Annotated in this window: 10 protein-coding genes; 7 read left to right on the forward strand and 3 right to left on the reverse strand. The window is 60.2% G+C overall.

What is annotated here, in order from left to right:
- Positions 1–321 precede the first annotated feature (321 nt).
- Positions 322–1950 (reverse strand): alkaline phosphatase family protein, encoded by a 1629-nt coding sequence (locus FVF58_RS16800; protein ID WP_246217096.1) that lies wholly within the window; start codon positions 1948–1950, stop codon positions 322–324.
- Between the two features lie 638 nt (positions 1951–2588).
- Between FVF58_RS16800 and FVF58_RS16805 the strand changes: the two genes are divergently transcribed.
- The 3 genes from FVF58_RS16805 (at position 2589) to treA (ending at position 6959) form a co-directional block, all read left to right on the forward strand.
- On the forward strand, positions 2589–2999 hold the full coding sequence (locus FVF58_RS16805; RefSeq protein ID WP_149671001.1) for a DUF302 domain-containing protein: 411 nt from the start codon (positions 2589–2591) through the stop codon (positions 2997–2999).
- A 68-nt stretch (positions 3000–3067) separates the two neighbouring features.
- Complete coding sequence (locus FVF58_RS16810) at positions 3068–4060, forward strand: zinc-dependent alcohol dehydrogenase family protein (protein WP_149671002.1); 993 nt, start codon at positions 3068–3070, stop codon at positions 4058–4060.
- A 1171-nt stretch (positions 4061–5231) separates the two neighbouring features.
- A complete protein-coding gene (gene treA, locus FVF58_RS16815) occupies positions 5232–6959 on the forward strand; it encodes an alpha,alpha-trehalase TreA (RefSeq protein ID WP_149671003.1) in 1728 nt (575 codons plus the stop codon).
- Positions 6960–7210: 251 nt separating this feature from the next.
- Here the strand turns inward: treA and FVF58_RS16820 are convergent, their stop codons facing one another.
- Positions 7211–7729: a hypothetical protein gene (locus FVF58_RS16820; protein WP_149671004.1), complete on the reverse strand. Its 519-nt coding sequence runs from the start codon at positions 7727–7729 to the stop codon at positions 7211–7213.
- A gap of 345 nt (positions 7730–8074) precedes the next feature.
- Between FVF58_RS16820 and FVF58_RS16825 the strand changes: the two genes are divergently transcribed.
- Positions 8075–8788: a hypothetical protein gene (locus tag FVF58_RS16825; RefSeq protein ID WP_246217088.1), complete on the forward strand. Its 714-nt coding sequence runs from the start codon at positions 8075–8077 to the stop codon at positions 8786–8788.
- A gap of 157 nt (positions 8789–8945) precedes the next feature.
- Positions 8946–9266 carry a pyrimidine/purine nucleoside phosphorylase gene (gene ppnP / locus FVF58_RS16830; RefSeq protein WP_149671006.1) on the forward strand — a complete coding sequence of 107 codons (321 nt, stop codon included), beginning with the start codon at positions 8946–8948 and terminating at the stop codon, positions 9264–9266.
- A 263-nt stretch (positions 9267–9529) separates the two neighbouring features.
- Here ppnP and FVF58_RS16835 read toward each other — a convergent pair whose 3' ends face one another.
- Positions 9530–9820, reverse strand: a complete 291-nt coding sequence (locus FVF58_RS16835) for a hypothetical protein (RefSeq protein WP_149671007.1) — start codon at positions 9818–9820, stop codon at positions 9530–9532.
- A gap of 110 nt (positions 9821–9930) precedes the next feature.
- Here FVF58_RS16835 and FVF58_RS16840 point away from each other — a divergent pair, with 110 nt between their 5' ends.
- Positions 9931–10896 (forward strand): GlxA family transcriptional regulator, encoded by a 966-nt coding sequence (locus tag FVF58_RS16840; RefSeq protein WP_149671008.1) that lies wholly within the window; start codon positions 9931–9933, stop codon positions 10894–10896.
- A gap of 146 nt (positions 10897–11042) precedes the next feature.
- Positions 11043–11666 carry a LysE family translocator gene (locus FVF58_RS16845; protein WP_149671009.1) on the forward strand — a complete coding sequence of 208 codons (624 nt, stop codon included), beginning with the start codon at positions 11043–11045 and terminating at the stop codon, positions 11664–11666.
- Positions 11667–11669 lie beyond the last annotated feature (3 nt).

An 11669-nucleotide genomic window follows, 5' to 3' on the forward strand; every position in this document is an offset into this window, starting at 1 on the left:
TAAACGGATGACAGGTGAGAATATTCCAGCGTGATTGACGAAATTGGAGTCGCTTGCCACGTCGACTCTTTAGCTGAATGAGAGTCTGCTAATCGTTTGTCTTTGACGATGATGCACCGGAAGCGCCAGGGTCAGCCGCTGTCGGCGTTGTGGCGACTGTCAGCAATTTGTTTGATTGGCAACCCGTAGGAATTGGGCTGTAGAGAAAACGGACTCGACGACCTACGCCGACGACGCAACCGCCTGCCGAATACTCCGGGGCGGTTGCGTCGCACGAGTTACTGCACTTGATAGGTCGCCGCGACAGACGACTTTCCGCGGTTAAAAGCGTTCGCGCTCGAAGCCCGGCAGTGCACGCGTTCCCTCGACTGCGACCGAATGCAGCAGTTCAGGCCTGAGATCAAGCAAGCGCAGGATAGTCGGTGCAACCTGTGTCGTCAGCACGGGATCGTCGATGGTTTGTCCCGCCCGACGAGCGCCCGGAACGGAGACCACGAGACCGAGATGACTGTCGTCTGGGGCGTTACCGCCGTGCTCTTCGTCTTTGGATGTGCTCGACGTATAGATGACACCCGGATTCGGCTGCACGATGATATCGGGCGTGCGGCCAAGCGCCGGATCGCCGAAGCGCGCTGCAATCTGAGGACCGTACAGGATATACGCCTGCGGACCATCTGCGCAGATGCCCGGCGCATTGCAACCGAGGTTGCCTTTCAACGTCTTGACAACTGCCGCCAACTGACTTTGATCACGCAACCAGACTAGCCCGACGTCGTCCGACTGGACCATGCCGGTATCGACGAGACCCGTGCCGTCGTTCAGATTGCCGCTCGTGGTCGCGTTCTGCCCGAAGTTTCCATTCGGGTCCAGATAGTTGTTGGCTTCCAGCAGTTTGGAGAGCGTGTCGCCGTTCTTCACGAGCTTCGAGTGATCGGTAGGCGACTGGCCATGTTTGGCCGTGACTATGATCGCGGTGGACGAATAGAGCCCACGCTGCTTGAGTTCGGACACGATACGGCCCAAAGCATCGTCGAGATAGGCTATCGCGCCGGCAACCTGCGGGCCCGGCGTGAAACTCGCATCCAGATAGCCACCACCCGTGTCGACCGTGGCCTTCTGGGCTACGCTCAGCGTCTGGAAGTTAGTGCCGAACAGCGTGGGCACATCGGCGCGCAACTTGCCCGTCGAGTCCCTGCCATCAATCTCGGCGATCAGCGACTGCACATGGAAGTTATCGAATATTTCCGTATGCGTGTAGACGTCGGTGTAATTGGTCTTGGTCGCAGGATCGATCGAATTGATTTCCGTGCGCGAAAGATCGTCGACGCCTATACCCGATGGCCCGTTGAGCCAATCGTAGCCCCATGCGTGCTTGTCGGCCCATGCGGTCCGTGCGTCCCGTTTGTGCTTTTTAACGACCTCGAAGACGGTATTGGTCTTGATGTAGTTGTGAGGATAGACAGGCTGGCAGACGCCTTTGATCAATGCGTGAGGAATAGCCTGCGGGTTGAAAGCGCCGCCGCCGTCGAGATGCGTCAGCGCGCCGCCGTTCTCGCCATCGACGCCGGTCGTCTCGTCGAATACGACGTTCCAACCTTGTTTCCCCGTGCAACCGGTATCGGAAGGCGCGTAGAGCGTTCGATCATAGGACACGTCGTAGAACAGACCGGCTGATTTCGGCGAACCGCCCGTCACCAATGCAGCCAGGCCGGGGAAGGAATCGGACAGACCGGGCGTATATGCATTCGTGTAATTCATACCCGACTTCGCCAGCAACGCGAGATTAGGACACGAATTAGAACCGATACAGCGTGCGACGTCCTGTTCATGCAAGCCATCGAAGCTGAGCAGCAGCACATGTTTCACCGGCTCATGCTCATGTTCATGCTCACGCCCATGTTCGCCGGAATCGCCCGCCACCGCGCCTGCTGCATGCAGCGCAGCGAGCATCGCAACGCTGGCGCCAATCGTTCTTTGTACGCACATCCATCTCCTGATCGCCTTCATTTCCTGTCCTTTTTAGAGTGGTCACAGAAATATTCTGTAATCGAGGCTGAATGTGCAATGAAATTAAGTCCTCCAGATGAATTAGAACTTTCGATTCGCTGACGCAACAAACTCTTCTCTCATGCCTCAAAAAATTCACAGAACATCGCGTAGTACTTAAGGCTTTCTTAAGCATTGGATGTTCCATTTCAAGGCTATTTTTTCATTTCAATAACAGCTACCCACTTGTCAGCCGACGTCGAAACGGAGCATGGCGATATCGCTCTCGCATCGACGATGCTTCTCAGAGTCTTCGCGTTAAGCTGCCCTTGATCTTCCCAGTTGTTAGTCGATATACCGCACGCCGATGGTTCAGCAACGGGAAGGTTCATACCTCGACCGAATTCGTCCGCCCCGACCCCGGCAACATCTGACGGTGGCTCTCGAGAAACATCGCATGGAAGTACGAAGTACGCGTGGTAACGGTTCCCACCACCACACAGTCAACCCCGCTACTCCCGGGAACGCCTAAACTGATCTGATCCGCTTCGTCGAGGCCGCTTCGAACGCTGCCAGGGCGTACCGTCCGCATAGGAGACATCATGGCCACCGCTTCGATTGCACAGAGCGCCGGTACTGGCATCGTCACTGTTGCGAGCGCGCACTCCGGCGCCGCGACGATCGACAAGCTCCAGGCGCTGCTGCGGGAACGGGGGCTGACGGTTTTCACTTGCATCGATTTCAGCGGCGACGCCGGGCGAGCCGGGCTCGAGCTACGGTTCAGTCAACTGGTGATCTTCGGCAATCCCAAGGCGGGTACGCCTTTGATGCAAAGGACGCCAACCGCTGCGCTGGACCTTCCGCTCAAGGTGCTCGTCTGGGAAGACGCGAATGGTCATACGTGGCTGTCGTTCAACTCGATCGAGTATCTTCGCCAGCGTCATGGTCTTCCGGATGATTTGATGACGCCGGTCAGTGGCGTGGCCGCCCTGGTGGACGCCGCTGCGCGCTAAGGCCTTGAAACGAGGATCCCTCGCGATTCGACGCGCTCAAGCCACGGTACGAGGAGCAAGAGACCTTCATGCCCATGCACGCTTTGATACTTAGCCGCTACGACAGTCCGCTGGAGTACTCGACGCTGCCCTGCCCTGAACCTGCTGCCGGGCAGGTGCTGGTGCGCATCGCCGCAAGCGGACTCAACCCGCTCGACACCAAGATTCGCGCGGGCGCCGCAGCGCACGCGAAGCACCCGCTGCCGCTGGTACTCGGTATCGACCTGGCCGGCACCGTGACGGCACTCGGCGCCGGAGTCACCGGACTCTCTGTCGGCGACAAGGTCTACGGCATGACCGGTGGTGTCGGCGGCATTCAGGGGTCACTGGCGGAATATGCCGCGGTCGATGCCGATCTGCTCGCTCACGTGCCGCGCAATCTGTCGATGCGCGAAGCCGCTTCATTGCCGCTCGCGTTCGCCACGTCGTATGCGGGCATCGTCGATCGCGCACGACTGCAAGCCGATGCGAAAGTGCTGGTGCAGGGCGGCTCGGGCGGAGTCGGCCACATCGCCGTGCAACTGGCGCATGCACTCGGCGCCGAAGTCTATGCCACCGCGAGCGCCCATCACGCTGAGCTGGTGCGGCAGCTCGGCGCAACACCGATCGACTACCGCGCACAAACGGTCGAGCAATACGTGGCGGCGTATACCGATGGTGAAGGATTCGATCTGGTCGTCGATACGGTGGGCGGTGCAACGCTCGATGCGTCGTTCGCCGCCGTCAAGCACTTCGGGCACGTGGTCAGTGCGCTCGGCTGGGGTACGCACGCACTCGCACCGCTGTCATTTCGCGAAGCTGCCTATTCCGGCATCTTCACGCTTTATCCGTTGCTGACAGGTCACTGCCGCTCGCACCATGGCGAGATGATGCGCGCAGCGACACGTCTTGTAGAAAGCGGCAATCTAGCACCCGTGGTCGATCCGAGGCGGTTCGACTTACATACGGCGGAACAGGCCTACGAGCTCGTTTCGAGCGGCACTGCGCGTGTCAAAGTTGTCGTCGAGGTGGAGCAGGCGTAGCGACGGGCGTTGGCTTCGTGACGAGCATTCAGAACTGCGTGGCATCGGCCAGAGAACATTTCTCGGCATGGGCAAGTTCATCCGCCAGATCGAGGCCGCCGAACATTCTGGCAAATGAAATCACCGCTCTTCGCTAATCGCTCCGTAGTCCAGAAGACTGACTGCGAACGATATAGCGTCGATGTCATCGTTGTATCGCGTTGTCAATTCATCTTGCAACGGCGACGAAATCGTCGCTCTCACAATTGACAGTTGCTGTCGGCGCAGGCACCGCGAAAGTCCCTGCAAAGCAATCTTTTCAAGCGTACGTTCCAATTGAGAGTGAGAAGCGAATAGCCGCTACTCGTATAAGTCAATTTCGCGTCACGTTCGTGACCATTTCATGCTACCGTCCGCTCAGGCATCAGTGCACAGTGTCTCGGCGGACCGGCGTTAGAACGAATGATGGGGGCTTCGCGATCGGCGATGTTCCAGGCTTGCTTGTCGCGAACCTGATACCGAACAAGGAACCGCGACATGAGACACCCAAACCGTGCCCAAACTGTCTTGGCCTGCTGCGCGTTCGCGGCAATAGCGACCTCCGGTAGCCAATGCTGTATCGGGGCTCCCGCCGACGCCGATTCCGAATCCGAACTCGACGACTCCAGGCAAGTGGTCCGTTTTGCGGGAAACACACCGTTTTCCTCTCTTTGTTCCATCGCTCGCTCCATCGGGTACAGGGCCGCCCACACCATCCCCAGCAGTTGCACTCTGCATCCCGGACCTCTATTGCTCACTCGCAACCGAATAGCACAATTGAGTGCGGCGATGTCATTGCCAGCATAGCGTTCCAGCCAGAACATGCCAGGCGTGTGGCCCAATGCAGCGATGACGCGTATGTACACGCGGTGTATTTCAATCCGGCACGGCCGACCGGAACAGATCGGCGTCGTTAAAGCAATGATTATGTTCGCGATCGTCGCGATTCAAAATCCATTGCCTGCTACGCATGACGGCCTTTTTCACTGCGCACACTTTCTATGCGTGTTGCATATGCTGCGCCGCAGTTGATTCTATCTTCCAACGCGTGCGATGCTTTCGATGCTTGTGATCCGGCAGTGCCGCAAGGAGACGGCATCGGATGAGGTCGCGCGACGAGACCAGTGAAACGCCCATACACCCAGGAGGCGACATGAGCATCCAGTCACAGTCTCGTACCAGCGCAGTGTCAGCGAGCGACGCGCAATTCGTCGAACCGTCGTTTCAGGCATCCGCATCGCGGCTCGCTTGGCATCTGTCTCGCAGTCGAAAATGCATCACGCGACAGCGCTCACTCACTGCGATCCGCACCGCGTGCATTGCAACTCTCGTGTTCGCGTCAGCGAGCGGTCTCGCCGACACCCAGGTCGGCGCGGCGTTGCCGCCCGCACCGGACATCCTATACGGCGATCTGTTCGTCGCCGTGCAGACCGCGCAGATTTTCAGCGACCAGAAGACTTTCGTAGACTCCACGCCGAAGATGAGCCCCGCGACCATCGTGCAGCTCTACGAAACACAGAAGAACCAGCCGGGCTTTTCGCTGCTGGCATTCGTGAACCAGTATTTCACGCCCCCAGCCGACCAGAGCATCACACCGCCACCTAACCAGAGCCTGCGCGAGCACATCGACTGGCTATGGTCCGGTCTTACGCGCACCACAACGACCGCGCCCGACAACAGTTCGCTGATCCCGCTGCCCAACCCCTACGTCGTGCCGGGGGGCCGCTTTCGCGAAGGCTACTACTGGGATACTTATTTCACTATGCTCGGGCTGCAGGAGTCGGGACGCGAAGATCTCGTCGACAACATGCTCGACAACTTCGCGTACATGATCGACACTTTCGGCCATATTCCGAACGGCAATCGCACGTACTACCTGAGCCGGTCGCAACCACCGTTCTACTCGTACATGGTCGAACTCGCTGCGCAGAAGGAAGGCAACAAGGTCTATCAGAAGTATTTGCCCCAGCTGCACAAGGAGCACGCTTACTGGATGCAAGATGCAACCAGCACCGCGCGCGGCAGTGCGACGCGCAATGTCGTCGTGCTGCGTGACGGCACCGTGCTGAACCGCTACTGGGACGAGCTGGACACGCCGCGCGACGAGTCGTACATCGAAGACGTCCAGACCGCGGCGCAGGCCAGCGGGCGCCCGGCAAACGAGGTCTACCGCGATCTGCGCGCGACCGCCGAAAGCGGCTGGGATTTCAGTTCGCGCTGGTTTGGCGACAACCAGAACCTGTCGACCGTGCGCACCACGTCGATCATTCCGGTCGATCTGAACAGTCTGCTTTTCCATCTCGAGACGACGATCGCGCGCGGCTGCACGATCAGCCGCGATTTCGGCTGCGTCGCGAAGTTCATCGGCTACGCGGCGCGCCGCGCGGAGGGCATCAACCACTACCTGTGGAACAACAAAGGCTACTACGGCGACTATGACTGGCAGCTCGGCAAGGCTCGCGACAATCAGACGCCCGCGATGCTTTATCCGTTGATGGCGGGCGTCGCCTGGCCCGACCGAGCATGGAAAACCGCGCAGACCGTGCAGAGCGTGCTGCTCAAGGAGGGCGGTCTCACGACGTCGACTTACGCCACCACGCAGCAATGGGATGCGCCGAACGGCTGGGCGCCGTTGCACTGGATCGCGATCCAGGGGCTCAAACGCTATGGACGTGCCGATCTTGCAAAGCCGATCGGCATGCGCTTTCTCTCGGATGTCGAAAACGTCTACAAGACGCAGCAGAAACTCGTCGAGAAGTATGTCGTCGAAGGGGCGGGAGAAGGTGGCGGCGGTGGCGGCGAATACCCGTTGCAGGACGGCTTCGGCTGGACCAATGGCGTGACATTGATGCTGCTCGATCTGTACGGCAACGGCCAGTAGTGGATGCGGCGCCGGCAACGGCATCCAGACCTGCAAGGTAGGCTCACGGCGCATCGTGAGCGGACCCGGCCCGGAGCAAATGGGCCGGGGCCACCGTCAGTTGCCGCTCGGCAGGGCGACGTCTGCATGGCAGTCAACAGTACAACTGACATTCGCGTAGATGGCGGCCCAGGCAATGCCTGACACGGCAGGATTTCGCTCGACCCGACGTTGACGACCGGACGTCATCGAGTTAATCCGCATAGCCTGAATCAAAAGCCGTGTCGGACAAAAAGCGTTGCACCCGTACTGTGCGAATGGAGAACGGCGATACGCGCGGTGGCGGAAAAGACCCAGTCGTCGACAGTCAACGACAGCCTTCGCTGCGGTCCTGCACCGAGCGTCAAGGTCGCGTTCGCCGACTGGACAATCGAGAGCTGCGGCGCCGTCGACGGGCTCAGACGAAGAACATTCGATGCCGGTTGCGTCGCCGCGCCGGGCGTTGGCGTGGTGTTCGCGGCGCCGAACCGGAAGTCATGCTTCAACTGTACGCTGTAGAAGTTCTCGATCTGCGTATAGAACGGCACACCCTGATTCGACGAGTGTTCCATTTCATAGCGCTGCAAATAGCTTCCCGGCGCCGGAATGGGCGGAACAACCTCCACGGGCAGAATTGCGATGTTCGCAACCGTCATTGTTCCGGGCGAGTCGATGGCAGCGCCGCCCGCGAACGCCAGCCCGCTCTGCACAAAAAAGACAACGCAAACAACCCTTTCGTTCAGGCACGTCATGAGCATGCCTCCAATGAAGGAATTGGAACGTCTCACTACTGAGCGTTATGCCCAGACCGACCATGCCTGAACAGACCGGCTCCAGCTTCGCTTGCATCTACACAGTGTAGTCAGTCATTCGCGCTTGGCTACTCCAATGTGCATAGCGGCGAAGATGACGAGCGATATCGTACCGGGTACCAGGATGCCGCTCTTGATGTAGCACTCCGCGTGCCGCGCCGGAGTGAGCAAGGCCAGTACGTTCGACACGTTGAGCGAGTGACGCTTGCAGGCCGCTCCACGGCTAGGCGAACCTTCGAACGCTTTACAATGATCCAGATGAGTTCCCCCCTTCAACAGCGCCGAATGCCAGACCTGCTGACCTCCTTTTTCTGGAGCGGCGACGCCATCCGCAGTCGACGCGTGAGCGACCTCGTGCTATCAGGCAGGGTCGACGTGCCCGAGCCCCCTCGTCGCCTGCTTGCGGATTGGGACAGGGAGATATCGTCGCACGTAATACTGGAGCCCGGAGACGTCGAGCCATTGCCTTTGGCAAGAGCACGGGCGCGTTGGCCGGACTACACGCGCTGCGTGCAGGCAGTGTCCGATTGGACGCGTGCGCTTGGCATGCCTGCGGTGCTCGCCTCCAGTGACGTAGCCCTCATGGCCTGCCGCGGCGCGAGGTATCACCATGACGGCAACCAATATGGCGGCGCGGCCTTTTGCAATCTCTTCCTGAGCGAGGACAAGGGGCTGGACGTGCATTTTCCCTCTACCGGCCATCGCATTCCTCTGCGCCGCGGGACGGTTGTGATCTTCGATACTTGCCAGCCCCACGGCGTGATTCGGCGCGGCAGCAATGCTTTCGATGCGACCGACTTCGCGCCGGACCAGGATTGCATCCAGATATTCCTGACCTGGGAGCTTCCCATCGAAGATGCCCACGTTGCGCAGGCGCTCAGGATTGCCTTCGACGTTTGCCCTTCGACCTCGTCACAACCCGATGCGGAACAAGTCCAGGTGGACCGCGAACAGGCCACCGTGTGCCCGGAGTCTGGCCGTTGGTGCCGCGTTCGGTAATCGCCGGGGTCACGCCTCCGAGCTGTGCTGACGAAACGGACGACCTCATGCTTAACGACAGCCGCCGGCCGCCTGTATGATGGCGGGCTCGCGCGCGCCGCAAGAGCGGCAGCAGGCGCCAAGTTATCCATTCACGATGATCCGGAGGAAGACCGTCATGACGGCCGCAACGCAATTCGAGCAGGTTTCCGTTATCAAACGCGCCAACGTTTACTTCGAAGGCAAGTGTGTCTCGCACACTGTCCTTTTTGCCGACGGCACGCGCAAGACGCTTGGCGTCATCCTGCCCGGCTCGCTCAACTTCGGCACCGACGCGCCGGAACTCATGGAAGTGCAGGCGGGCCAATGCCGCATCCGCCTCGAAGGCAGCGATGTGTGGACAACCTACGGCGCGGGCGAGTCGTTCCACGTGCCCGGCAAGAGCCGTTTCGATATCGAAGTGATCGAAACGCTCGACTACATCTGCAGCTACCTATAAAGACTCTTCCGCTGAGCCTCCCTCACGCCGGGCACGGTCGGGTTCCCGGCTGAGAGCGGTTCGCTCGCAATTCAAGTTGAGCGTGTCACCCAAACGGCGATCCATCTTCCGCGCGACCTGATCGAACCACTCTTCAGTGAATCGAACGCCTCGGACGGATCGCCATGTCTTTCGACAAACCCGCCGCCATACCCATCCCTGCGGCGCGCCGATGCTCAGGATCTATACGTCCGGATCCAGACCGGCGCCAATGGCGTATGAGTTCACCGGTCCTGGATCAGCCGGCCGAGTGGGACAAGCGGGCCGACCGGCATCAGTTCATAGGTCATGAGACCGTCAGCGACCAGCGGCAGCGCGTTCAGCGTCGCCCTGGCCTGTTCGACCGACTCGACGTTCATCAGAAAGATCGGCCCGGCCTTCTCACGAAACCAGAACTGCTCGACCTTGCCGTCGAGATAAAGCTTGAGTGTGGCCGGGACCTCGTTTGGCATGTGCTGCTGGAGCTTGTCGGGTGTGAGAGCCGGTTGCGCGGATGCGATGGCAAAAACCTTCATGAGTGATCTCCTTTGACAATCTTCGTTGCGGCATGCAACGGGGATCACTGTAGTCTTCGGGCGGAAAAAGCTGTATCGTCGTAAATGACAACTTTAGGGTCGTTTACGCCATGCGCATCTCCATACTCGCGTTGCAGGGACTATTCGACACGGGCCTCACCGTCATGCTCGACGCGTTCTCGCTTGCGAATAAATTCTCGGCCGTGCAAATGGGCGGAAGCCCGCGTTTCGATGTGTCGATCGTAGGCGTGCGCAAGAAGGTCCGCTCCGGACAAGGACTGGCGATCCCCGTGCAAGCCGTCACGGCAGACCTGAAGCCGGACTGGGTGATCATTCCGGCGCTCAATACCGGAACGCCGGAGCAGCTGGTCCCCGCTCTCGGACGGCCCGATGTGATTCAGGCCAAGGCGCAACTGCTGGAGTGGCATGCACAAGGCGCTCTGCTAGCCGCGTCCTGCATCGGGACGTTCCTAGTGGCGGAAACGGGCCTCCTCGATCATCGGGAAGCGACCACGACCTGGTGGCTCGGCCCATTGTTCCGGCAGCGCTACCCCAATGTTTTGCTCGACGAGTCTCGGATGCTCGTGCCGACCGACGTGGGTGTCACGGCTGGTGCGGCGATGGGACATCTCGATCTCGCGCTCTGGCTGATACGCCGGGCGAGCCCTGAAGTGGCAGCTCTCGTCTCACGCTACCTGCTCGCCGATATCCGCTCGTCGCAAGCGCCCTACATCATCCCCAACCATCTGGCTCAGGCAGATCCGCTGATTCAGCGCTTCGAACTGTGGGCGCGAGACCATCTCAAGGCGGGGTTCTCGCTGCAGGAAGCCGCCAGCGCACTGGCCATGAGCGCACGCACGCTGCAGCGGCGCTGCCAGGACGTGCTCGGCAAATCGCCGCTTGCCTACTTTCAGGATCTGCGTGTCGAGCATGCGCAGTCGCTCCTGCATGGCAGCGGCCTGGGCATCGACGCCATCGCAGCCGAGGTGGGTTACGTCGACGGCGCGACCTTGCGGACACTCTTGCGTCAACGCCTCGGAAGAGGCGTGCGCGATCTTCGCGCCGATCTGCGCTGATAGCTTGTCGAGTCAACAGCAGTTGGAACGGCTGAATCCCTACCACCCAACCCGTACCGGCCACCATCCCCCGAACCGTACCGGTACTGTACCGGTCACCCTCGCTAGAATGGACTCCACCGTCTTCCCGCCGACACGGAGCCGTCATGTCTTACCTCACTCTCAGCGCGCTGCCCGCCGGCATTCTGTTCGCGCTTGTCACCACCATCACGCCGGGTCCGAACAACACCATGCTGCTCGCCTCGGGCGTGAACTTCGGCTTTCGCCGCACGCTGCCGCATCTGTCCGGCATCAGCCTCGGGGTCGTGCTGTTGATGCTGTCGGTCGGTATCGGTCTCGGCGAAGCCTTCGTGCATTTCCCCGTGCTCTACACGGTGCTCGAAGTCGCGAGCGTGGCTTATCTGCTGTATCTCGCGTGGAAAATCGGCACCTCGGGCGAATTGAAGGTGAAAAAAGGCGAGCGCCGGCCCATGCGCTTTCATGAAGCCATCGCGTTCCAGTGGGTCAACCCGAAGGCATGGATGATGGTGCTGACCGCCGCCACGACCATCCACCTCAGCGAGAGCTACAGCATGAACGCCGTCGCGATGGCGGTGATCTTCTACGTGATCGGCTTTCCGTGCATCTGCCTGTGGGCCGGCTTCGGCACCGCGATGCGCCAGGTGTTGTCGGACCCCAAGCGCTTGCGCATCTTCAATGTGGCGATGGCGCTGCTGCTCGTGTTCTCGCTGTATCCGATCGCGCTGCGGCTGCTCGGCCTCGCCGCCTGAACC

Origin of the sequence: Paraburkholderia panacisoli (assembly GCF_008369935.1) — a bacterium.
In the GTDB taxonomy this organism is placed as follows: domain Bacteria; phylum Pseudomonadota; class Gammaproteobacteria; order Burkholderiales; family Burkholderiaceae; genus Paraburkholderia; species Paraburkholderia panacisoli.

Bases quoted from the DNA above. Each gene is read 5' to 3' on its own strand.
- ppnP (WP_149671006.1), top strand. From the start codon at position 8,946: ATGACGGCCGCAACGCAATTCGAGCAGGTTTCCGTTATCAAACGCGCC.
- FVF58_RS16845 (WP_149671009.1), top strand. From the start codon at position 11,043: ATGTCTTACCTCACTCTCAGCGCGCTGCCCGCCGGCATTCTGTTCGCG.
- FVF58_RS16820 (WP_149671004.1), bottom strand. From the start codon at position 7,729: ATGACGTGCCTGAACGAAAGGGTTGTTTGCGTTGTCTTTTTTGTGCAG.
- FVF58_RS16805 (WP_149671001.1), top strand. From the start codon at position 2,589: ATGGCCACCGCTTCGATTGCACAGAGCGCCGGTACTGGCATCGTCACT.
- FVF58_RS16810 (WP_149671002.1), top strand. From the start codon at position 3,068: ATGCCCATGCACGCTTTGATACTTAGCCGCTACGACAGTCCGCTGGAG.
- FVF58_RS16800 (WP_246217096.1), bottom strand. From the start codon at position 1,950: ATGCTCGCTGCGCTGCATGCAGCAGGCGCGGTGGCGGGCGATTCCGGC.
- treA (WP_149671003.1), top strand. From the start codon at position 5,232: ATGAGCATCCAGTCACAGTCTCGTACCAGCGCAGTGTCAGCGAGCGAC.
- FVF58_RS16835 (WP_149671007.1), bottom strand. From the start codon at position 9,820: ATGAAGGTTTTTGCCATCGCATCCGCGCAACCGGCTCTCACACCCGAC.
- FVF58_RS16840 (WP_149671008.1), top strand. From the start codon at position 9,931: ATGCGCATCTCCATACTCGCGTTGCAGGGACTATTCGACACGGGCCTC.
- FVF58_RS16825 (WP_246217088.1), top strand. From the start codon at position 8,075: ATGCCAGACCTGCTGACCTCCTTTTTCTGGAGCGGCGACGCCATCCGC.